19 protein-coding genes and 1 tRNA gene are annotated in these 24,819 nt (G+C 38.8%); 1 reads left to right on the forward strand and 19 read right to left on the reverse strand.

Annotated elements, in window-relative coordinates; all coding sequences use genetic code 11:
• The 7 genes from G466_RS0103010 to G466_RS0103040 all read right to left on the reverse strand — a co-directional run.
• The coding region (locus G466_RS0103010; RefSeq protein ID WP_026812321.1) for an IS256 family transposase at nt 1–506 on the reverse strand (506 nt) is incomplete at its 3' end.
• A gap of 89 nt (nt 507–595) precedes the next feature.
• Complete coding sequence (locus G466_RS0103015) at nt 596–1,759, reverse strand: sialidase family protein (RefSeq protein WP_084418692.1); 1,164 nt, start codon at nt 1,757–1,759, stop codon at nt 596–598.
• Between the two features lie 90 nt (nt 1,760–1,849).
• A complete protein-coding gene (locus G466_RS21335) occupies nt 1,850–2,392 on the reverse strand; it encodes an exo-alpha-sialidase (protein ID WP_189356648.1) in 543 nt (180 codons plus the stop codon).
• Between the two features lie 154 nt (nt 2,393–2,546).
• Entirely contained in the window at nt 2,547–4,226 is a 1,680-nt protein-coding gene (locus G466_RS0103025; protein ID WP_026812323.1) for a ribulokinase, read from the reverse strand.
• Complete coding sequence (locus G466_RS0103030; RefSeq protein ID WP_026812324.1) at nt 4,223–5,725, reverse strand: sodium:solute symporter; 1,503 nt, start codon at nt 5,723–5,725, stop codon at nt 4,223–4,225. Before G466_RS0103030 ends, G466_RS0103025 begins: the two co-directional genes overlap by 4 nt.
• A 53-nt stretch (nt 5,726–5,778) precedes the next feature.
• Nucleotides 5,779–6,714 (reverse strand): dihydrodipicolinate synthase family protein, encoded by a 936-nt coding sequence (locus G466_RS0103035; protein ID WP_026812325.1) that lies wholly within the window; start codon nt 6,712–6,714, stop codon nt 5,779–5,781.
• Between the two features lie 210 nt (nt 6,715–6,924).
• Nucleotides 6,925–8,544, reverse strand: coding sequence for a fucose isomerase (locus tag G466_RS0103040; protein ID WP_026812326.1), 1,620 nt, complete (start codon nt 8,542–8,544; stop codon nt 6,925–6,927).
• A 218-nt stretch (nt 8,545–8,762) separates the two neighbouring features.
• Here G466_RS0103040 and G466_RS0103045 point away from each other — a divergent pair, with 218 nt between their 5' ends.
• A complete protein-coding gene (locus G466_RS0103045) occupies nt 8,763–9,644 on the forward strand; it encodes an AraC family transcriptional regulator (protein ID WP_026812327.1) in 882 nt (293 codons plus the stop codon).
• A gap of 248 nt (nt 9,645–9,892) precedes the next feature.
• Here G466_RS0103045 and G466_RS21340 read toward each other — a convergent pair whose 3' ends face one another.
• From G466_RS21340 to G466_RS0103105, 12 genes are all read right to left on the reverse strand, one after another.
• On the reverse strand, nt 9,893–10,738 hold the full coding sequence (locus G466_RS21340; protein WP_051315503.1) for a tetratricopeptide repeat protein: 846 nt from the start codon (nt 10,736–10,738) through the stop codon (nt 9,893–9,895).
• A gap of 638 nt (nt 10,739–11,376) precedes the next feature.
• Nucleotides 11,377–11,448 (reverse strand) — tRNA-Arg (locus G466_RS0103055).
• 307 nt (nt 11,449–11,755) lie between these two features.
• Nucleotides 11,756–12,916: an alpha-hydroxy acid oxidase gene (locus tag G466_RS0103060; RefSeq protein WP_026812328.1), complete on the reverse strand. Its 1,161-nt coding sequence runs from the start codon at nt 12,914–12,916 to the stop codon at nt 11,756–11,758.
• Between the two features lie 47 nt (nt 12,917–12,963).
• The gene (locus tag G466_RS0103065) at nt 12,964–13,293 is read right to left on the reverse strand and encodes an L-rhamnose mutarotase (RefSeq protein ID WP_026809562.1); all 330 of its coding nucleotides are present in this window, start codon (nt 13,291–13,293) and stop codon (nt 12,964–12,966) included.
• 122 nt (nt 13,294–13,415) lie between these two features.
• Nucleotides 13,416–14,729 carry an L-fucose:H+ symporter permease gene (gene fucP / locus G466_RS0103070; protein WP_026812329.1) on the reverse strand — a complete coding sequence of 438 codons (1,314 nt, stop codon included), beginning with the start codon at nt 14,727–14,729 and terminating at the stop codon, nt 13,416–13,418.
• A gap of 53 nt (nt 14,730–14,782) precedes the next feature.
• A complete protein-coding gene (locus tag G466_RS0103075; protein ID WP_026812330.1) occupies nt 14,783–15,565 on the reverse strand; it encodes an L-fucose dehydrogenase in 783 nt (260 codons plus the stop codon).
• A gap of 17 nt (nt 15,566–15,582) precedes the next feature.
• Nucleotides 15,583–16,626, reverse strand: coding sequence for a glycoside hydrolase family protein (locus tag G466_RS0103080; RefSeq protein WP_026812331.1), 1,044 nt, complete (start codon nt 16,624–16,626; stop codon nt 15,583–15,585).
• 5 nt (nt 16,627–16,631) lie between these two features.
• Complete coding sequence (locus tag G466_RS0103085; protein WP_084418694.1) at nt 16,632–18,197, reverse strand: sulfatase; 1,566 nt, start codon at nt 18,195–18,197, stop codon at nt 16,632–16,634.
• Nucleotides 18,198–18,210: 13 nt separating this feature from the next.
• Nucleotides 18,211–19,125 carry an alkaline phosphatase gene (locus tag G466_RS0103090; RefSeq protein WP_034234496.1) on the reverse strand — a complete coding sequence of 305 codons (915 nt, stop codon included), beginning with the start codon at nt 19,123–19,125 and terminating at the stop codon, nt 18,211–18,213.
• A 519-nt stretch (nt 19,126–19,644) separates the two neighbouring features.
• A complete protein-coding gene (locus G466_RS0103095) occupies nt 19,645–20,985 on the reverse strand; it encodes an alpha-L-fucosidase (protein ID WP_026812334.1) in 1,341 nt (446 codons plus the stop codon).
• A 43-nt stretch (nt 20,986–21,028) separates the two neighbouring features.
• Nucleotides 21,029–23,395, reverse strand: a complete 2,367-nt coding sequence (locus G466_RS0103100; RefSeq protein ID WP_026812335.1) for a glycoside hydrolase family 95 protein — start codon at nt 23,393–23,395, stop codon at nt 21,029–21,031.
• 15 nt (nt 23,396–23,410) lie between these two features.
• Nucleotides 23,411–24,805 carry a sialate O-acetylesterase gene (locus G466_RS0103105; RefSeq protein WP_026812336.1) on the reverse strand — a complete coding sequence of 465 codons (1,395 nt, stop codon included), beginning with the start codon at nt 24,803–24,805 and terminating at the stop codon, nt 23,411–23,413.
• Nucleotides 24,806–24,819 lie beyond the last annotated feature (14 nt).

A 24,819-nucleotide genomic window follows, 5' to 3' on the forward strand; every position in this document is an offset into this window, starting at 1 on the left:
TTGAAGACGATACCGTCCATCCAGACAATGAGATAGACAGGCTCCAAAGGGCGATTTTGCCATGCGACTATATCACCCGATATGCTTTCCGTGATCCTAGATATGGTGGAAGTGGATACCTCAAAATTATAGACCTCACGGATCTGCTCTTCAATATCGCTATTGCTCATTCCTTTAGCATAGAGCGATACGATAACGTTCTCGATCCCATCAACAATACTGCCCCGCTTGGGAACTATCATCGGATTAAAGGAAGCCTCCCTGTCCCTAGGAACCGAGATCTCGGATTCCCCAAAAGAGGTCCTTATCTTCTTCTTGAAATGTCCGTTGCGAACATTGCCGCCATTGGACTTCTGATGTTTTTCGTAATCAAGATGGCCGTCCAGCTCACCTTCGAGCATTTTCTCAATGCCCCGCTTTTGGATCTCCTTAAGAAAACTGGTAAGCTCATCACCGGTCTTGAACTGCTTAAGGAAATCATCATTAAATAAATCTTCTTTTTTCATAAAGTGCAAAAAATTAAAATTAAACAAAAAAAATAACGGGGGTCATGACCCCCGTTATTTTTCTATTTACACACTTTATAAGATAGTCCCTATAGCTTATTAGGATCAATCACAACATGCTTGATAGATTCTCTCATATAGGTATACGTTATATGTACAAGTCCATCCGAAGATTGTATTATAGCAGGATAAGAGTAACCAGATTTAACGGGTTTTGATTCTAGTGTCAATACGGGCTCCCAACTTTTTCCATCATTGGAAATTGCCAAATTCAACATATTTCTATTTTTAGGTTCTACACCTTCTTTAGTAGTATGATTGTACACCAGTAATTGTCTTCCATCTTTTAAGGTTACCGCATCAGTCCCAGAGTTTGGATTTGGTAAACTAGTAGCCGTCATTTTGCTCCAAGTTTTACCGTTATCCTCTGACCAACTTTCGGATACCACATTCTGTATTGTCCTACATAAAATCTGTAATCTACCATCGGGATATGTTAATATGCTTGGCTGAATAGCATCGAACTCAACCCCATCATTGATTGGTCCAACAACTTCCCAAGTCTTCCCATTATCGTTAGATATTTCAAAATGAACCATCCATTTAAGATCTCCATTTTCATCCTTTATCTCGGTACTAGAAGGGTTAATAATTGTACCGTCTTCCAATTGTATCGGTTTATTCTTAATTGGCCCAAGCAGATCCCCTATTTTCTCATCGTGCCCCAATTTTACCCCTTCTGACCATGTGTTTCCATGGTCATTTGATGTCTTTACCATCCCCCACCAAGAAGTTGGGTCTGGTCCTACTTTGTAAAATAAAAATAACGGTCCTTCTTTAGGTTGAAATAGTACAGGATTCCATGTTGGGTAACGCAACGTATCATTTACGACCCCATCGGCAACTTCCACCGATGTGGTCCATTTTCCATCTACCAATCTACTTGTTCTTATACCCACATCTGGATGTTTTTCATGTGTCCCCGCAAAGAAAGTTACTAGCAAGCCAGAAGGTGTTTCTATAATACTAGAGGAGTGACATTCTTCGGTGGGCTTATTGTCCAGCCTATATATTAATTCTCCACTTACATATGCACCTTGACCAGGTTGGGCCAATGGCGGTAATTTATAATTACCTGTTACTTCTATAATTTCATTAGTCTCAGAAATCTGAGTTTTATCCTTACTATCTTTATTTTTACATGAAAATAGGGACAAGGATAATAACGCGACTATGCAAATATTTTGTTTCATACTGTTTCTTTATATAGTTAATAAAAGGCAAAGCAAATTTGCCGAAAATGTTTAAAATCTTATTAATTTATACTATAACCTACTTATAGTTTATTTATAATCTGCGGGATCAAAAATTGTTGAAGCAATGAATCTAAAGGGCTTTTTATCAGCATCTAAAGCATGGTTCCAATAGTAGACCATAACAATTTTCCCATCTTTTCGTTGCGCAATTCTTGGATATCCAACATCACGGCTAGCACCATCGCCACTGCGCAGAGTTATTTCGTCCTTCCATGTTTCGCCATTATCTTCATTGAACCTTACATGAACCCGAGACCCAAAATTACTTCTGTATATATAACCTAGTGCCAACCTACCCTCTTTTAACTTAATTAAAGCCGGTGGAGAGCCTGCACTTCCCGTGTAGGGAGCTGGATCCTTGAGCCTCTTCCAATTTTTACCATTATCTTCAGACCTATAACTAGAAATTAAATCCATTCCGTCCTTGTTACGCGTTCTAATTGTAGTTAACAACTCATTCTCTGAGATTCTAACAGATGAAGGCATAATGTCAAAACCACCCTGTTCCTCTGTGCTATAAGAAATAAAATCCCATGACAATCCACCATCATGTGTTAAAAAGCCGGCCAATATCACATTAGCAGCACGCCAAACATTACTGCTATTTAATACCCTACTAGTTTAGAAAAATATTCTATTTTGGATTAAAATACATGCCAATGCGCTCTACCAGATTATGTCCTTTTATTTTGAACTTATCTTCCATTAGTTTAAATTGAGAGATCTAGGAAGTGCAATCAATTCTAGCGTTGAATCCTTCTTCTAGTTCCCCTAATCGCTGATATAATAGATATTTTGCATCATAGATCTTCTTATTCTTTAGATCTGGCTCATAGACTTCATCAAATCCCGGTCCCATATTATTTATTGCTCCATCCATAGTCGGATAAACACCGGAGGCAACGGCGGCGTACATTGCAGCTCCCAAAGCGGGCGTTTGGGTAGAAGCAGTAGTCTTAATGGAACGACCTAGAATATCTGCCATGGTCTGCATTACTAATTTGGATTTATTTGCTACCCCTCCAATAGCGATCACCTCTTCAATATGTATTCCCTCTTCTTCAAATCGATCAATAATTCTCCTGGAGCCAAAGCATAGTGATTCTACCAAACTTTTAAAAATATGGGCAGATTGTGTTCCCATTTTTAGTCCCATAATTGCTCCCTGTAGCGATTCATTCACATATGGAGATCTACGTCCATTTATCCAATCTAGCGAAACAACTGTACTATCCTCAACGGACAAGTCGGATGCCTCCTTGGACAATTGAATAATCATGGAATCCATGAGCTCTTGAGTTAATGCATCTTTGGTCCTGTGATCAAGAAGTTGACTCTCTTTGATTAGTGACACTGCCGGAGTTAAAACTAGTTTTGCAAACCAGGCCAAAACGTCTCCAAAGGCTGATTGTCCAGCTTCCAGTCCAAAAAATCCAGGCAAAATTGAACCATCTACCTGCCCACATATTCCACTTACGAGTTTCTTACCTAAAGCATCTTTTGAAACTATTAACATATCGCAGGTGGAAGTACCTACTACTTTTACCAAAGCATTCTCTTTTATTCCTGCACCTACAGCTCCGGCATGTGCATCTATCGTTCCGACCGCGATAAGAGTAGTATGGGATAATCCCAGTTTTGCTGCCCATTCCTTGCTAATATAACCAGCAGGCATATCTGAGGTATAGGTTTTAGAATATAAGTTATTACGGAGCGATACCAGCGAATTGTCTAGTTTGGAAAGAAACTCCTTAGGAGGCAACCCATCCCAGTCTTTATGCCAGAGTGCTTTATGCCCGGCTGCGCATCTACTTCTTTTTAAATTTGCTAAATCCAATCCAGTGAGTACTCCTGTTATATAATCACAATGCTCCATCCAAGAAAATGCCGCCTGGGATATTTCATTATCTTTTCGGTGTATAGAGAGAATTTTTGACCAAAACCATTCTGAGGAATAGATACCTCCTGAATATTTGGTGAAATTTTCCCCTCCCCAATTTTCAGCTAATTTGGTGATCTCTGCTGCTTCTTTAATAGAAGTATGATCTTTCCAAAGTATCATCATAGCATTGGGGTTGTCTTTAAATTCAGGTAAGAGCGCCAAAGAGACACCATCCTTATTTACTGGCATGGGAGAGGAACCTGTGGTATCCACACAGATTGCTTTTATCTCATGTGAGTCTATTTTAGAATTTTCCACTAACTCTGATATTGTAAATTGCAAGCCCTCTAAATGGTCCAGTGGATGTTGTCTGTAAAAGTCTTTCTCGGGATCACAGTAAAGCCCTTTTTCCCAACGCGGATATACAAAAACTGATTTTTCTAATATTTCCCCATTGGAGCAGCGCACCAAAATGGCTCTCACAGAATCTGTCCCATAATCCAACCCGATCACATAACTCATAATTCAGTACTTTTTTTCTTGTTAAAAATGAAGTAAGTCAAAAGAAATCCGACTATAAATATCGTAAGTGTTCCCATTACTATTGTCAAATTAGTATGCAGTGTATTCTGAAAACCCTCAAAATCTGTCCCACTTAAAACAATTGGTGAGAGGCTCATCCATCCGATTACAATAACTCCACACAGAACCCCGATTGCTGCCGCTTTACTAGACGTTTTTCTCACTACAAAACCTAACAAAAACAGTCCTAATATTCCGCCACTAAAGATAGAGGATAGTGCCCACCAGGCTTCCAATGCACTAGTTACTCCATTAAATGCTAAACCCACTACAATACTTAATCCGCCCATTATAAATGAACTGATAAATAACACTCTCATCGATTGTTTGTCGGTAGCGTTTTTGTGAATGTATTTTCTATAATGATCTGATAAAAATACCGTTGCAGAACTATTTATACTTGTCGATACCGTACTCATACCCGCGGCAAAAATAGATGCGATTAAAATTCCTGTAACACCTTTGGGAAGCCCCGAAACAATGAAATAAGGGAATACTTTGTCTGCATTTTGCGCCAAATGTAATTCTGATGGTAATAAATCCGGGAAAACCTGATAATAGGAGAAAAGCGCGGTTCCTATGAAGAAAAACAAGAGAGAAACGGGCACATAAAGCAAGCTGCCCAACCAGGTAGACTTTACAGCCTCCTTTTCAGTTTTCGCACTAATATATCGTTGGATATAACTTTGATCAATCCCAAAATTCTGCAAGTTAATAAACAGTCCATAAATCAGAATCATCCAAAAGGTGGACTCCACAAAATTAAATTTAAAACTACCCAGACTAAATTTATCTGCCTCTGCGGCTATAGTAATTACTTCTCCCGGTCCATTGGGCATGGAGAACAAAATCACGAAAAGACATAACAAGGCTCCTGCAATCAAGATTATCCCCTGAATGGCATCCGTCCAGATTACTGCTTCTATTCCGCCCAACATCGCATAAACTATAACACTAATTCCAGTGCAAATGATAATAACAGGAATGCTCCATCCAAAAAGTGCATTCATGGGCAATGCCAACAAATACATTATGGCCCCCATTCTTGCAAGTTGTGTCAATAAATAACATATTGATGCATAAATTCTTGCCCAAGATCCAAATCTGGTTTCCAGGTAATAGTATGCAGATTCACTTTTTAGGTTTCTATAAAGTGGAACAAAATAGTTAACCGCAATCCAAGCCGCAAAGGGAATGGATAAGCTAAATACAAAACCGTTCCAGTTAGACAGATAAGCATTGCCAGGTAGTGCCAAAAAACTAATACTGCTCACAAAAGTGGCGAAGATGGACATTCCTATTGCCCAACTTGGAAGTCTACCTCCTCCTGTGGTATATTCTAAGGAAGTCCTTTTTCTAAATGAAAAAGATATCCCAAACAACACTATGGCAGCCATGTACACAAAAAAAACGATTAAATCTATTATTGGTAAATCCATTGGTCAGGGTATGTTATAGATGGTTTTTACAATTGGGAATTAACTTCTTATTTTTAATTTATACTCATCTCAGCGCTAATTTGACTATATCTTTTTTTTAATTCTTCTACTTCTACGGTCGAGAATGGATATATGGGAGGAGCGAAATTTGCTTGGCAAAGTCCCGCAAAGGAAAGTGTTGTTTTCAACCCCCTTAAATAACTTGACTTATATCCACCCAACTGATATATATTTTTACTGATTTCCATTACCATTGCATGGAGACTTTTTATCATTTCAAAATCTTTCTCAATGGCAGCTTCATACAAGTCCACGTACAGCCTAGGAAACACATTTGCACCACCACACACCCCTCCATGGCCACCCATCAAAACGGTCTCCACCATCATTTCCTCTGGACCTACCATAAGCACAAAATCTTCCCGATCTTTAAAGAAATGGCACAATGATTGAAAATAAACGGCATGTGCTGAACTGTCCTTTAACCCAATGATTCGTTCGTGTGAAGAAAGCCTAATTACAGTATCCAATTCTATATTAAGTTTTGTATGAGAAGGCATATTATACAGAAACATGGGCAGGGAAATTGAATCTGCTAATTGATTAAAATAAGTGTACAGTTCCTGCTGGTCAATGTTCATATAAAATGGAGGCGCAGATACTACCGCATATGCCCCAGCTTTTTCAGAATAATTAGCCAGCTGGATACTTTCTTCTAAAGAAACATCCGTGATTCCAACTAAAACTGGTATCCTTCCAGCTACTATATCGCAGGTAGCACTAATTAACTCCTTACGGATTTTATAACTCAATCCTGAAAACTCCCCTGTAGTCCCAAGGATAAATATCCCATGAACGCCTCCAGAAATTAGATGTTCAATCAGTTTCTTTACACTATCTAAATCTAACGATCCATCAAGATTTAATGGAGTTATCATTGGTGGCACTATACCTCTTAAGGGTGTTATATTGTTAATTTTTAAAGTCATTTTATAAATTTAAAAGATTTGTAAGATTTGTAGGTTTTTAACACCCTCCATTCTGTTAAAAGCGATTATATGCTCAGAAATGGATCAGTACATATAATTATAATGACAAAATTGTCCGATTTTAGTAATACAAGTGTTCTTTCTCCATTTGTCACAGTTGAGACGATTAAAACCCTAAAAACCGACTGAAAATAGGTGTTCTTATCACTTTTATTTAGTTGTTTCAGGAAAATCACCACATATTGACGTATTTATTCCTAAGGAATTAAACACGGACGCTTTAAGGTTAGCGGCATTAATTGCGCTCTCTTTTGAATCTGCGTAAACCACTTGAATATGGTTGGCTTTATGTCTCCCCATCATTTGGTTTTTGGAAATTCCCGGTAATACTGCGTGCATAATGGGCCAAGCCGGAGTAGTATTCTCCCACCTTCTATTGGTTTCCTCCTCTGATAAAGACACTACCTCCCCTATTCCTAAGTCGCAGTGAAGTCCATCTTCTTGTATAAAAATTCTGCTCCATACAATAAAACCAGGCTTGCTCACCCCTTTAAGACTTCCGCCTCCTTTTTTGAAATACATGGGGGGTTGTCTTTCACTACTTGCACCAGCATATCCTCCAATAAAATGAGCCGGAGGAGCAGCTCCAGATATCAAAAAGACCCAAACAAATTCCGTTTTTCCATTAACAAGACATTCTTCCCCCCATCGGATATCGTGAAGCGTAGTTTCAGGAGAAAGCCCAAGCTCTTTCCAGAGTCTAGTCGTTATTAATGCATCAATTCCAGCGCACTCATCAACTTCATTAAAATGAGGTATAGCTTTTTTGGCATAAAGTTCTTTGTTGGCAGAGTCAAACACTGGGGGACGGTCTACATTGTTCAATAATCCTTCTGCCAAATCACTGGCAGCTACCAAATCTTTTAACCCTTGTTGATATTGAATTCCAATAGTATCACAGCCATATTGGTCTGCAATTCTAATTGCGGCTATGTACATTTTACATTGCTCTAATGTTTGATCTTTAGTGAGCTCTGTATCCGGGTTGGTACCCCAGTTAAAACGCATACCTTTATTAAGTAGCCAATCCAATACATCTGTTGCTTCCGAATCTCCCACTTTTAACATTTCTGCGTAAAGTGCAGATTGACTTAAGCGCTCTTTAAATATTCCTAAACGATTAAGGAGTCTGTCTGGAACTATGGCATTAAACATACCCATACAACCTTCATCGAAAACTCCCATAATTGTTTTTCCTTGTAGAAACTCGCTTGCAAACCGTTCAGATTTGTCTTTTATATCGGAGCTGATTTTTAGGCTTTTAAAGGAGGTAACATGAGAGTCATCGTGGATAATCGTTCCTGTTTTTAGCCATTCATGCAATTTTGTTTTAAAATAGTCATCCTTAAAATCGTGACTCCACAGTGTGCTATATTCCACTTCTGCTTTAGTTAAAGACCCATTTAAGTTTAGCATTCCCACTAAACCAGAAGATAACCCTTCCCAATTGGCCAATGTCAATATAGGTCCTTTATGCGTCATTAATCCTGGTAAGACATGATGCGAATATTGCCAGACACTTTCAGCAACTATTATTGGAAGATCGGTATCGAGGTTTTTAAAGACCTCCATCCCCATTTTTTGAGAATCTATAAAACCATGTTGTTTATCCGGATCAAAAGCATGCCCCCGCTTAAGTTGATACCCTAATTCTGACAAGGATGCTTCCAGTTGTTGTTCCATTATAGTTTGGAATTCCCACCCTACTTGATTGGCATCTAAACGTAAATCTCCGCTAGTAACTAGTAGTATTTTTTTTTTATTATCCATCTTTTTGATTTTGAGTTTACTGAGATACACAACAAACTTAGGCGGAAATGCCATTCGTTAATTGTTAGATTTTGCCAATAACTTATACTATCTTCTCAAAACCAGATTATAATAGCTCTATATATTGGCAATTGAATACAATCAGATACATTATGATAAAATATATTCTCAAAATTTTTAAATTGCTTTCAACCAAGCGATCAATTTAAATAAAGCGAGTGAAGCCACATTTTTACAATATACCGAGTACGTCTGAGAGTTCATTTAGTGTTAGACATGATAGGAAACCAAATTTTGGAACACTTTGGCATTTCCATCCAGAATTAGAGTTGCATTATATTATTAAAGGACAAGGCACACAATACATAGGAGATACGGTAAGTAGCTTTACTGATGGAGACCTCATTTTTTTAGGAGAAAACCTACCTCATACGTGGAGATGCACAGATGCATACTTCCAAGGACAAGATAATATTGAGGTGGAAGCGGTTGTTATTCAATTTTTACCTACTTGTTTTGGGGAGATTTTTTTTAAGTTACCAGAAACCAAGTCCATTTCTACTTTATTTGAGAAAGCAAAAAAGGGCATGATTTTACACGGAGATACTAGAGAAAGAATTATTGAAATCTTACTTAAAATTACTAAGGTAACCCAATTGGAAAGGGTTATTAATTTTCTGGAAGTACTTAAAATCTTAGTAGCAACTACCGAGTATGGCACTATTTCACCTGGTTATGCAAATAGCCATTTAGTTACTATTTCGGAAATGCAAAGATTAGAGAAAATTTATACTTATGTCCTTGCACATTATAAGGAGGAAATTAGCTTGGAGAAAATAGCTTCATTAGCTCACCTAAGTGTATCTAGTTTTTGCAGGTATTTTAAGGCTAAGACCAATAAAACTTTCTTTGAATTCTTGATTGAGATACGGATATCAAATGCATGTAGGACACTACTTGAAGACAAACTGCCCATAGAAGTGATCTGCTATGAATGTGGGTTTAATAATGTCTCTAATTTTTATAAGCACTTCAAGAAGGTTACTGGAATGACACCTTTTGCGTACAAGAAGAAATATTACTCTACCCCTTATCTATAGCACCATATTTTTTAATATGGCATACACAGAAAAGTTCGGCAATAGGTTTTTTTAAAAGATTAAATATCTTTTCATTTATCGTTATTTCATAATAGCATTGAAAATATAGTTTTAGCCCCGATGAGGTTTATCTTTAGGCTAAACTTAATAAAAACGAAAGTTAAATTACTTTAAAAAGTACCTTTAAGAACCTAAATCATGATTTACTGCACCTTAATGCCAGTTATAAATCTTAAATTTTCTTATAACTATGATTCCGAAATTAATGATTTAAACGCTTTATTATCATGTAAATTTTCAAAATGTTTTTCATTTAGTAGTTCATCTTCTAGGGTATCTGACAATTCAATTGCCTTTTTTATATCATTTAACGCTTCCGTTTGCTTATCCATTTTTGAATAAGAACAAGCACGCTGCCAGTAGGCAAGAGCGTACTCATTGTCTAGCTCAATAGCGTGATTTGTAAGATCCAATGCCCAACGTACTTCTCCTATTTCCAATAATGCATCAGCTTTATAGGTCATTGCTTCAATATCATCCGGTTTGATACTTAAAATTTCATCATATACCGAAATCTTATCTTCATCCCCTTTTTCTAGTCCGGCGCGCATCCATAATGAATGAATTGAATTTGTATCAGTTATATTTTTCTGCGTTTCTATGATAACTTTAGAACGTTCCGTCATTTTCACTTCAATCTGCTGTAAACGATTTTCATAGTCAGAGGTAAGCGTTTGTATTTTTTTGGCCGTATCAATCTTTAGGCTATTCTTTATATCATTCAAAGAACGCCAACCTAAAAGCACCAACAATGATGCTGCTGCTGTTATGATGTAAAAAATATTATTTACGGTACTTGTGGTATAATTAATCGCTCTATCTGATGACTCTAATTTAGCTTCGGCAATCTGCTTAGTCACTTGGGCTCTTAAGCTTTGATTTTCTTCTCTTAAACTTTTTATCTCATCCATTATATATCTTTCAATAAGTGGTCTGTATAATGGCTGTTCTATACTATCTATCTTCATGGTTTCTTGCGAAAATGAAGTAATTGGTAAAAATAAAAATAGTAGTGCTAAAAATAATCTGGACATTCTAGTTTTGAGTTGTTTGTAATATTAATATTCTTGCAAGTTTTATAAAAATATTGACAAAGACAATTATATCTTTTTCCGTATTTCTAAAAATAGGGTACCCTTCGCCTATTTCTGGCCATGCTAATGTTATGTATGATATAGATTAAGAGGTAGGAGCAATAGGATGAACCTTCCTTTTTTTAACATGTCAATACTTTTTTCCAATGATGAAATGCTCAGGACTCATGAATTCCTTTAAAAAGCGATAGATAAGCTTATGAATAAAAAAATATTCAACCGGCGCGAACATACCCGTTTCGGTACGGGTGGGAAAAATCGAGGTTGGTTTCTCCTTTCTTGAAACACACAGGTCTAGGAAATCCCTGTTAAGTTCTTTTGCAGGCGATAGGCTTTTTCAACAATAAAATGGTGCTGGGTAAAACGAAATGAATACTATCTTTTGCAATAAGTAAGACTAAGCTATAGCCTAGATTATCGTTGGACACAAAAAATAAATTAACTATAAATCAGTGTGTTATTAAAATACACACTGATTTATAGTTAAAAAGTGACCTCACCAAGAATCCCATTCGGCTACGCTCAGGACAGGCTTCGATTCACAAGCTGCGCTTGTCGTGCTTTGCACGTTTTGTTCGTGACCTCACCAAGAATCGAACTTGGATCTAAAGTTTAGGAAACTTCTATTCTATCCGTTGAACTATGAGGCCAATAATGTCAATTTCCATTCAATTCTGAAATTAGCAGCCCGATTTCCCAAAACTACGCTAACCAATGAACTAAATGACCATTAAAAATCAAAATATCAAAAACCTAACAGTTCTAAAGTTTAGGACTCCGACGCTTCGGGGCTATTCCCTGCCCGAACGTCAGGCGGGTATCCGTTGAACTATGAGGCAATTATAACGGATTATCCCTGAAATCCGCGGGTGCAAAAATAGAATTTATTTACCAAAAAAAGAATTAGATTCTTTAATGTTTTCCATATTTTTTCTTCTATCAAAAAATTCCTCCGAATTATATCAAGTGATTAGGAAAATCCTTTACTTCCTCACAACATATCTGTTCCATTACTTGTTGCAATTCTGTTTTCAAAAGGGAAATGGTATGATCTCCTCCTTCTTTTCCTAATGCAGCCACTCCGTACATAAAAGAACGCCCCAAGAAAGCAAACTCCGCTCCACTGGCCAAAGTTCTAGCAATATCTGGACCGCCTCTTAGACCGCTATCCATCATCACTTTTATTTGATCTCCGTATTTTTCCGCAATTCTCACCAAGGGTTTTATGGTAGATTCCCCAGCATCTAACTGCCTACCCCCATGGTTGGAAACGATAATCCCATCTAGTCCCAACTTAATGCATCGCTCTGCATCAGCCTCATTAGCCACACCTTTTATCACCAATTTCCCTTTCCACATATCACGGATGGGCTTTATTTTCTCTTCGTTTAATCTACCGGTAAAAGTCTGATCCATAAATTTCCCCAACTGCGCCAAGTCCAGCCCCTTGGGCATATATGGTCTTAAGGTCTCAAAATTAGGTTGTCCATACTTTAGAGTATTCATTGCCCAACTAGGTCTCCCCAACACTTGAAGGATGTTTTTTACAGACATTTTTGGCGGCATAGCCAGTCCATTTCTTATATCCCGTGGCCTAAACCCAAAAGTAGGAACATCGGCCAAAATAACTAGAACAGGGCATTCTGCAGCTTCGGCCCTTTTAATAATATCATCTCTAACACTATCTTCCGTAGGATGGTATAGCTGAAACCACGCCTTACCCTCGGTAATCTCACTAATTCGCTCTATACTACTGGTACTTACTGTACTTAGGATAAAGGGAATGTTATGCTCAAAAGCGGCTTTCGCCAGTATTTCTGGAGAGTTGGGCCACATAAGTCCCTGTAATCCTACAGGTGCAATACCAAAAGGAGCGTCGTAAGTGTGTCCAAACAGCTCTGTTTTCATACTAGAGCCCGTATGCTTACTTAAATAGTAAGGCAAAAGCTCCACTTCCCTAATTTCGGAGGTGTTTTTATGCAAGTTTACATCCTCGTTACAGCCCCCATCCAAATATTCGAAAGCAAATTTTGGAATCCTTTCTTTTGCCCTATTCCTTAAATCGGTTACGGAAGGGTATTTGGTATTGATTTTTATCTCTTTCTTTTTTTGCTGCATAACGCTTATATCCTATGATGTGTTTACTTATTCTTCGTTAACTGGACTTACAATTGGAAAACCTTTTCCATTAGTATCCACTTTTCACCTGGTTTTGCAAAAGGCAATGCCTGTTGGTATTTCCACATTAATTCCTCCCATTTTTCATTTTCGGGGTACTTCGCATCTATTTTTGCCTTCTTTTCAAAAGAGAAACTTTCATCGGCATCAATAATCATAAACATCCGATTTCCTACCCTATAAATCTGCATATCCTGTATTCCAGATTCCTTAATACTTTGTAGAATCTCTGGCCAAACTTCCTTATGGTAATCGTCATATGCCTTAATCAACTCAGGGTCGTCCTTAAGATCTAAGGCTAAGCAATATCTTTTCATTTGTTTAAATTTTATTGTTTTTTATTGGTCAGATGTAATTCGCCATTAAACATTTCGGTTAGTATCAACTTAATTGTTATGGCTCATTTCATATCTTATATTTTAGACGTTATAACAATACTTTACACCAACTCTGTTTCGTACTTTTTAAATACGCGTAATCCATACCAAGCTATAAAGACGAAACACAAGAATGGAAGGATAAAGGAGAAGTTAACCTCTGTAACCCCTGTAATTCTAATATCGTCTACTTCATTACCACCTAAATCTATGATCATCCCCTGTAGTTTAGGCATTAAAGCACCACCAACAATAGCCATAACTAAGCCTGCTGCTCCAATTTTGGATTCCTCTTCATTAAGTCCAGTAAGTGCTACTCCATAAATTGTTGGGAACATCACAGACATAAATAAGGTAATTCCAACTAAACTATACAGGCCTATGATACCTTCTATATAAATGGCTCCTAGGGCACATAATGCAGCACATATTGCAAAGTACATCAGTAATTTCCCTGGACTCATGAATCGTAACATATAAGTACCAATAGCCCTACCCACTAAAAATAGTATAAAGGCGAGTATTTGATAATTAGCAGCATCTTCACTAGACATTCCTATGGCCTCTGCATACTGGTAGATATACGTCCAACACATAATTTGGGCTCCCACATATAAAATTTGTGAGACCACCCCTAAAACATATTTATTATTTTTTGCCAAACCATTAAAAGTATCCTTTAAACTGGGGATACCTCCCTCTTCTTTGGCTTGGGGCATTTTACTTACAAGGATTAGAAAAAATATAGCAAGGATTACCAATCCTAATATTACGTAGGGATTACGTATCGCCATAAGGTCTGAAGTACGGATCATCGCTTTTTTTGCTTCCGAGAGCGCAGAAAAATCATCGTAGTCCACTGACTGAAGTCGCTTAAGCACAAATTGTTGGGCCACCAATAATCCCAATAGAAGTCCCACGGGATTAAAGGCCTGGGCTAAATTTAAGCGCTGAGTAGCCGTTTCTGGTGCTCCCATTGCCAAGATATAGGGATTAGCCGTAGTTTCTAAGAATGCCAATCCAAAGGTGAGTATATACAGTCCCAAACAGAAAAACCAAAATTGCTCAGTAATCGCTGCTGGATAAAACAACAATGCCCCTGCTGCATAGAGGGCCAGTCCAATTAATACGCCTACTTTATAGGAGTATTTACGAACAAATAAGGCTGCTGGCAAAGCCATACAGAAATACCCTCCGTAAAATGCCATTTGCACCCAGGCTGCCTGGGAGTTAGAGAGTTCCAATACTTTCTTAAAGGCTTGCACCATGGGATCGGTTACCGCATTGGCAAAACCCCAAAGGGCAAATAAGGAGGTGATTAAAATAAATGGGACAATCACCTTTTTAGATACTACTGGTGGCTTTTGGTCTTTCATTGGATTATTTTATTATTATATTTCACTACTATTTTAAAAATACGTATTTAATTTTATGATATCGCTCGGTCTAAATGGGTATAACCCCCATCTACAAAGAGTAATTGCCCAGTGGTATGACTAGATCTATTGGAAAGCAAAAAGGCTACGGTACTGGCAATCTCCTCCGAGGTAGTCATTCTATTCCCTAATGGAATATTATCAGTAATGCTTTTTAATTTTTCCTCTGGGTTTTCAAATGACTTAATCCACCTGTCGTATAAAGGCGTATAGCATTCAGCAACAATAACCGCATTTACACGAATATTATAAGGCAAAAGCTCAACCGCCCATTCCCTGGTTAACGCATTACGTCCCCCATTGGAAGCTGCATATCCCGATGTGCCTCCTTGCCCAGTAACGGATGTCTTGGAACCAATGTTAACAATGGCGCCTTCGGTCTTTTTAAGTTCTGGCAGAGCGTAATGCGCCATCATATAATAATGGGTAAGGGAACGGTTTATAGACCGCAGAAAATCCTCATAATTCCCATTTTCTAAACTAACGCTATCATTAACCCCAGCATTATTTACCAAACCGTCTATTCTACCAAACCGCGCAGTGGTACGTTCTACCGCCAACTTACATTGTTCCGGGTCTGTAAGCTCTGCCAGGGCATAAAAGGCCTTGCCCCCATTTTTTTCAATTTCGCTAACGGCTTCTAAAACACTCTTTTTATCTCTTCCAACAATAACGGGAATAGCCCCCTCCTTGGCTAGTAGCACACTTATTCCGTGACCAATTCCCTTGGAACCACCTGTTACTAGTATTACTTTATCTTTAAGTTGTAAATCCATTATTATATTTTAAAATTTTATTTGATAGGAATAAATACAGAATAGGACTCATCCCCTTTTTTTATCGCTAGGGTTAACACTTTTGGTACTCCGTTCTCATGATATATAAAGGGACGTTCCATTCTATCTGGAATTATCGCCGTTCCATCAATTCTTTCGATATGCTTTTCCATTACCACAAAATTGTTAGCTTTTTCCCAATCCATACCGTTTTCAGAGGTTACCAATCCTACAAAGTTGTGAGCATGAAAAACACCATAAAACCGATTGCGGTTTTCATCAAACCATATCGACATATCTTCAGTGTCCATGTAATCTATTACTGGTTTCTCTTGTATGGCGAAAGGTCCAACAGGATGATCCGATATCGCTACAGCTTGGTTGCGGACAAAATTTTTATCATTTGGTTTATCACCCTTTACAACCAAATAATACTTACCATCCTTACCCCTGTCGATTGCAGGATTAACTGTAAGCGTAGTTATAGGTCCTGCGGGCTCCACTAAAGGTTTCTCCATGCTATTCCATGGGCCGTTTAGTGAATTTGATACCGCCACTCCCGTTCTTTGATTTGGTCGCAGTATCTTCCAGTTAGGATGATTATACCCTACCTTGGCCGTCTCCACCAATTCCTTTTCAGCATAATCCTTGCCCCCCATGTTTGTAGCTATATAGTACAAATAGAATTTACCTTCAAAATATTTAATTTTAGGATTGTGTGCTGTAATTCCGTCCCAATAACCAACACCCCTCCCTTTAAGCACTGTTTCTTTATACTTCCACGGCCCAGCAGGTGTATTACTGGTGGCGTGGGCTATTTCTGAATGGGTTAACCATCCTGTAAATCCATATTCTTTTTTCCATCGGGAATAAAATAAATGATATTTGCCATCGCTTTCCTTTATTATAGAACTACCCCAATTGTAATATCCGGCTGTCTTAAAAATATTATCTTCAGAAATCCGCTTAAAAACACCATTTAGCTTAAGATCATCCTCCTTTTCTTGAGCAAAACCCAAGAAAAGATAAAAACAACATATCCAGAATAATCTAAATGCCATCCGTCTTATTTATTATTTAAATTTAAAACCTCATCTGGGTAGGGAATTTGCTCCCCTGATTCTTTTTTAGCTGGTATTTGCGCCTCCACTTCACGCAAATAATCGGACAGAATCTTTGCCAATTCCTTTGCTTTTTCGGGCTCCTCCTCCACTAAATTTTTGGTTTCCCCAATATCGTCTTTTAGATTAAAGAGTTCCATTCTACTATCCAAATAGTAATAAATTAATTTATAATCTCCTATGCGGGTTGTACTGGAAGCTCCGATTCCAGGTCCCGAAGGACCCCATTCATTGGGATAATGCCAAAACAGAGGTCGGTCTTCAAAATTGTTATTCTTATTTTCCAAAGTTGGAACAAAACTAACACCATCTACTGCCTGTACCGTTTTGTAGTTCTTTAGCCCTGCCATTTCTAAAATGGTGGGATAAAAATCTTCGATGATAACCTGATTATCGGTAACCGAATTAGGGACCGTTCTCCCAGGCCATTTCACCAACATTGGTTCGCGTATTCCCCCTTCATAGGCAGATCCCTTCCCGCTATTAAGTGGTTTATTATGGGTGTTTCTTTCTCCCCCTCTGGCATGGACACTTAATCCTCCGTTATCGGACATAAAAAGGATGATGGTATTGTCTGTCTGACCTTTATCTTCTAGGAAATCCATGATATCCCCCAAACTCTTATCCATTCCCTCTACTAGGGAAGCATATTTTGCCTCGATGGTATCTAGCCCCTTGTCGTAGTATTTTTGCACAAACCGATCGTCCGCCATAATCGGAATATGAACTGCATAATGCGACATGTTTAAAAAGAAAGGTTGATTTTTCTCAAGTGCAGCATCCATAGCCTCCATAGCTTCCACAGTAATAGCCTCGGTAAGAAAAATATCTTTACCATGGTATTTTTCCAAGCCGGGAACTGCCCATACTTCCTTGCCTTTTTTTCCGTTCCCAAAATTCTCCGTACCCAAATAACTCTCTGGTGCACCCGCAGCGTGACCTGCAATATTCACATCAAAACCTAGGTTCAGAGGATCCTCTCCGGGAGTACCAATAGCTCCTAGATGCGCCTTCCCTGCATGGATGGTAAAGTAGCCCGCATCTCGCAATAACTGTGGCATTGGTGTAGCGTAAACCGCTTTATCAATGCCGTCTACTGGACTTAGTCCGTTTACATTCCATTCCGGAAATGACAAGGTCTTATGATTGGTCTCCATGGGCTGCAATTGATCTTTATGTAGCGTCCAATTAGTTACCCTATGTCTCGCAGCATTCATCCCTGTCATTAAACTAACCCGTGTTGGGGTACAAACTGCGGTAGCATAAGCTTGGGTAAATTTCATCCCTCCCTCTGCCAAGCGCTCCATATTTGGAGTTTGATACAAGTCGTTGTAGTGAGTCCTCTCTGTCCAAAAAGGAACAGAGGTATCTTGCCATCCCATATCATCCACAAAAAATAGAACGATATTGGGCTGGGTAGATGGCATTTCAGATTTCACATTTGGCTTTTCTTTACATCCAACCAATAAGATCGACCCAAAAAAGGCAATTAGTAGTTTACCGCTATTCATTTAATTACATTTTTTAATTGCTAAAAGCCTCTAACACTGGTTTACCTCTCCAAAAATCGGGAGTTTTTAATCCAAGGGCATGTGCAATAGTAGCTGCCGTATCATAGGTGACAATACTTGAATTTAATTTTCCTTTAGCAGGAATATTAGCTCCATAGATTATCCAAGGAATTTCTACCTCAGCCAAGGTTTTCCCTCCATGGCCTTTACCAATTCCACCATGATCGGAGCTAAAAATAATAATGGTATCGTCCATCATCCCCGCCTTCTCTACAGATGCCAAAATCTCTCCTACCTGAGCATCTACCTTTTCTATTGCAGTATAATATTCGGGCGTTCCATGCCCAATCTCATGACCTTCATTATCTGGATGGGTAAGATGTATAAAGGTTAGCGCTGCCTTATCGCCTAAATGAAAATCCATGGCCTTTTCTATCGTCTCCTCATCTGTTCTTCCATTAAAATCCAGATCAACCATGTTTTTTTCAAACAAATACCCAATTCCACCCCAAGTATAGGAAACTCCTTTTTTAGCTGTCGGCATCTGATCATCAACCAAACTAAAGATAGTAGGGTAAATATCGCCTTTTCCTATAATTCTAGACGGTAATTCTGGAGTCTTACTTCCCCATTCTGTATACCCATGTAATTCTGGACCTGACCCCATAATCATGGAAGCCCAATTTACGGCGCTAGAAGATGGCAATACCGACCTTGCCTGTAAGGAATAGGCTCCACCTGCCATCAACTTTCGGAGGTTTGGAAGCTTGGCCTTTTCAAAAGCATAGGCTCCAAATCCATCGGACCCGATTAAAATAACGTGTTTTGCAAGAGGCTTTTGCTCTACGGCAGATTGACTGCTTTTACACGACACTAGAACGGCAAATAATGTTATAGCTACCGCTATATTTTTTAGTAAATGATTCATAGGTTTGGTTATATTATTTTTAATTTTTCAGTTTCTAATCCAATTTAGTACTTATCCATAATTGACTCCAAACACTAGATTATACATCTCAAAAGTCAACATTGTAATTCTCTAATGAGCTCTATTTAGCCTCTTGTTGTCATTTTATTTACATCTAAGCATAAAGCAATCTACCTCTTTTGTCCGCCTTTCATTTCTTTTGCTCGCCCAAAAGAAACGAACAGGGCCGATAAACTAAGGTACGGTGTACCTTGGTTTAGAGGAGCCAGCCGTAGCGAAGGCCAGCGCGCCAACTGGCCCCTCACTTTTAATGCAAATCGTTGCATTTTCCGTTCGGTCCTAATGAATTTTTTCGACAACAAGGTCGAAAAACCGTGTCCGAAACTCCGCGTCGCTACGTTCCTCCGCTCCTGATCTCGGAGCTTTCGACCACTATTCTGCGTATAAGGAAATCTGCTTCGCTAAGACTAAAAACTTCAACTACTTTTTCTATAAACGAACTTTTGAAGTCGCACTACTTTAATTACTCTCTATCACAGCTCCGTCCTCACGATATAGATCCACCTTACCATCTAACAATACAGCAATTACTGTCATGTTTTCATCCAACACATGTTCGGGCAACTTAATATATTTTATACCTGGATAATGACTCCAGTACACTTTCCCTAGCACCTGATGTGATAGTTTGGTGCCTTCTCCCACTACCCAAATACGATTGATATTATTTTTAAGTCCGCGCAAAACGACCTCTCCACCTGGGTTGCCTTTTACGAATAAATACAGAATAGTTTGATCCTTAGATAAGGTGGTAGGTCCATAAAAATGTTCCTTAGGAATGCCTGAACGCGTATCGTAAATGGCCTCTTTATGTTTATTGGTCCATCTCCCCAACCCTTCTAAAATAGCTACTTGCTCGTCTGGGATACTTCCATCGCCTTTAGGGCCTATGTCTAAAAGTAGGTTACCGCCATTACTAATAACATCGGCAAAAATGCCGATAATCTGATCCTCAGTCTTATAATTGTGGTCGTTTTTTTGATAGCCCCACGAATCGTTCATAGTAAGGCACAATTCCCAGAATTTATTCTCTGGCCTCGTAATAGGCATTCCTTGCTCTGGGGTAGCGTAGTCCCCTTGATCATTTAATCGGGAATTAAGAATGGTATTTGGATTCCTATCTAACAGCATCTGTCGCACTTTGGGTGCCTGCCATTCTTCTGAGCTATGTTCCCAATCCCCATCAAACCAATACAAATCCGGGTTATAGGTATCAGAAAGTTCTTTTAGTTGCCCCTGATAGTATTTTAAGAATTTATCCCATCTTTTAGGTTCATCTGCTATTTTGTATCGAATAGAGTCCCTGATAAAGTGAGTATAATCGTTATAAGACCAATCTGGTAACGAATAATAAATCCCCACTTTTAAATTGTTTTTCCTAAGTTCTGAAACAAAAGGGGTTAGTACATCTTTTTTAGAAGATGCGCCCTTAACGGCATTAAAATCGCCAAATTTAGTATCCCACAATGCAAATCCATCATGGTGCTTAGAGGTGATGACCGAATATTTGGCCCCACTCTTTTTTATAAGATCTACCCAAGCGGCTGGATCATATTTCTTGGCCGTAAATCCCTTGGTCTGCTTTAGGTAATCTTTATGAGAGATATACCCATTAAAAAAGGACCAAGATTCATCTATACCATTGACAGCATATAAACCCCAATGGATAAAAATCCCCAGTTTGGCATCTTTAAACCATTCCATTTTTTCCTCATTTTGGGAAACGGTATCCTGCGCTTGTTCTTGGGCGAAATTTGAAGTAATAGCCAATAAAAAAATAGAAGTTATCAGTTTCTTCATTTGTGTAAATAAGTAATTTTAATATAGTGTTCCCATTAGGGGATTAATCGTTTGTTTTAAGTTCCGAATTTAACCAAACCTTTTGGTCTTTTTTGAGTGATATATTGGCATTGACATTACCGTAAACCAATGTAACATTTGTATCCTTTTTGGACTTTAGTCCCACTCTTTCCAGTTGGCCGTTCTTCCACTTCAAATCAACTTCAATATTACCACGCGCTACCAACCCAGCGATACTACCCGTACCCCAGTTCTGTGGTAATGCAGGCAGCAGTCTTAAAAACCCTTCATGGGATTGCAATAGCAATTCTGCTACTGCCGCGGTATATCCAAAATTACCATCTATTTGAAATGGCGGATGCTCGTCAAACAAATTATCCGCAACGGAAATCTGCATAAACTTATTAATATTTTCTTCTGCAGATGCAGCGTCCAATAATCGGGCATTAAAATTAATCATCCAAGCCCTGCTCCATCCTGTACCTGCACCCCCGTGCTGCAAACGGAAGTCGATTGTTTTCTGAGCTGCTGCAAAAGCCTCCTTATCTTTTGAGGTGATCGCAACCCCTGGATGCAGTGCATAGAGGTGAGACATATGACGATGCCCTTTTTCTGGCTCTTCATATTCTTCATTCCACTCCAAAATCCGACCATCTTTTCCAATCTTAACTCCAGGGTAGAGACCATCTAATTTCGTTTTCACTTCATTTATAAAGTCATCCTCTATCTGCAATACTTCTGCCGCTGCCAAGGTATTTCCAAAAGCTTCAGCTATAATTTGATGTCCCATAGCAGCTCCGGTGGTCATAGCGGCCGGCTTTCCATCTGCTGCGTAATAAGAATTCTCTGGGGAGGCTTCTGGGTAAGAAATCCATTTATCACTGCTTTCATCTTTTTGCAACCAGTCCAAATAAAACTCGCTTATCCCTTTTAAGTATGGATAGGCACGCTCTTGAAGAAACTCTTTATCCTCCGTAAATTTATAGTGTTCCCAATAATGTTGGGCTAGCCATCCACCACCGTGAATCCATGCGCCCCAGTAGGCTCTTTCTGCACGCATCCATGGGGTTGCCCATAAGTCTGTTGTGTGGTGCATAACTGCTCCACGATTAATTCCATATTGTTGCTTTGCCGTAATTCTTCCCCTTTCTAATAAGCGGTCCCCAAGATCGAACAAGGGCATGTGCAGTTCTGAGAGATTGGTCACCTCAGCTGGCCAATAATTCATTTGCAAGTTAATATTAAGATGGTAATCCGCATTCCATGGCGCCTCTATATGATTGTTCCAAATACCTTGCAGGTTAGCGGGATTGGTTCCTGGCCTGGAAGACGATATTAGCAAATAACGACCGTAGTGAAACAATTTAGCAGCTAAATCGGGGTCATCGTTACCAGCTTTAATTCTTTGTAACCTTACATCTGTAGGTAGGGAATCTAGCTCCTTACCCCCTAGGTCTAAAGTAACTCGGTTATACAAGGAAGCATAATCTTCAACATGTCTGTTTATAAGGTTTGAAAAGGTCTTTCCCTCCACACTTTTTAGCGTTTCAGTATTTTTGACTTTATAATCGTCCGAATAAAAGGATGTATTAGCGACAAGGTAGATAGTAGCTTCTTTTACTCCTTTTAGGCTTAACGTTCCATTGTTGGCACTTACCTCACCGGAATTATTTTCTACTTTTAGTCGAGTTTCAAATTTTACACCGTAATCGATCTTAAAAGGTTTAGATTCTTTTTTCCCTCCGTATTGGGTCACCATTCCTTGCATACTAATTTCTTTGTCTGAAGGATTAGAAGTGGATACCGTTTTATGACCGTGATCTTGTGGTCGCTCTAACTTTAAGTCAAAATCCATCCCCTCCTTAGCAGTGGTACTCAGATGGATTACCATAACGTCATCTGCATTAGAAGAAAATACTTTCTCAGAATATTGCGCACCATTACTTGTGTAGCTCACTTCTGCCAAGGCATTATTTAGGTCTAAAGATCTTTTATAGTTCTCTACTGTCTTTTTTCCTTTAAAATCGATAAAAAGATCACCCATAGTTTGGTGTGATCTTACTACCGTTTTATAGGAAAACTTGTCCATGTAGGTAGCATCTACTTCATGTGGTTTTCCTTCCCTTAACAATTTTCTAAAATGCTCTAAGTCCTCTGGAGTGCCTTTATAGTCTCCCCAATCCGGACCACCGGGCCACATAGAATCTTCATTTAGCTGAATACGCTCCTTATTTGGATCCCCAAAAACCATTGCTCCCAATCTACCATTACCAACGGGTAAAGCCTCCATCCATTTGGCCGCTGGCTGTGCATACCATATCTCATTAGTAGGCAAAACCTTCTCCTGAGTCTGACAACAGTAAAATGTTAATCCAAGTAGTATTGGTAGAAGCGTCTTAATTTGATTCATTCTTTTATTTAATTATTAATTTAAGTCCCAATCATCGGTTCTAAATGCGGAGGCCGGTAATCCGGCGGAATTATAAAGGTTTGGAGTTGCTCCGTTGGTAAAGGCAAATCTGACCGCCTTTGGGTTTTTCACCTCCTTTGCCGATACTGCTATGTAACTACCATCTATTTTAGCCTTTGCTGGGTAAAACACTTTATCTTCTCCTGCGATATAAAACTCTACCAACTCCTTTCCCTTTTTCATTAATCCATTTTCTGCAAAGTCAAAACTAAGTACAATTTTCTTCTTATTAATTTCCATTGACTTATAAACTGGGCCAGAATAGACCAACTCTTGATTTCCATAGGTTTTTGCCATAGCCCAGAGTGCTAGTCGGTGTCCGACATCTTGTTTGTTAATGGGGTGGATGTTATCCAAATTTCCAATATCATTGGTGACCACCATACCGGTATTAGCTACATTTTGCATGGTATATAATTGCGCATCACGCACATGAGCAGCATCTGTAGCCTTGGGATCGTCATACTTATATGGAGCTATCTGTACAAAATAAAAAGGAAGGTTCTTACCCCATTCTGTTCTCCACGATTTTATCATTGAAGGAAATGATTTATAGTATGAATCTGGATTAACTCTATTAGACTCTCCTTGGTACCATATAAAACCTGCAATATTGAATTTTGTAATAGGATGAATCATCGCATTATAAGCATAACCAGGATCGTTGGGCCACCAGGCGACCTCCCTTAGTTTACTTGCAGCTTTGGTTAATTCCGCATCCTCGGCAAACAATTCTTTTTTCATCCAAACTTCCACAGGTGTACCTCCCCAACTGGAATTAATTAGTCCCACGGGAACCGATAATTCACGATGTAATTCCCTACCAAAAAAGTACGCTACAGAACTAAAATTCTGCATAGTCTCCGGATTACAAACCACCCATTCCCCTCTTAATTGATCTTGCGGGGAGGCTGATATTTGTTGTGCTACCTGAAAAAAGCGAATTTCCGGGTAATTGGCATTTTTTATTTCTTCCTCCGCGTTATCCAACCCTTGTTTGGGCGTCCATTGCATATTACTTTGGCCAGATCCCAACCACACTTCTCCTATTAGAACATTGCTTATTTCCAGGTTTTCGTGACCTTCTACAATAACCTTATAAGTTCCTCCTGCCTTTGGGGTTGATAATTGAACGGTCCACAATCCCTGATGGGCTTTAGTGCTTATCTTTTTATTGTTCCAAGTACCATATACCGTTATCTCCTCACTGGTGGCCGTAGTCCAGCCCCAAATAGTGACGTCGGATTGCTGCTGCAGCACCATATTGTCTGATAGAATGGAAGGAAGCCAAATCTCTCCATACATATTTGTAGTAAAAAGTAAGAGCAGTACTCCTAATAACTTTTTCATTTATTTATATTTTA

This window comes from Arenibacter certesii DSM 19833, assembly GCF_000429545.1.
Classification (GTDB): Bacteria; Bacteroidota; Bacteroidia; order Flavobacteriales; family Flavobacteriaceae; genus Arenibacter; species Arenibacter certesii.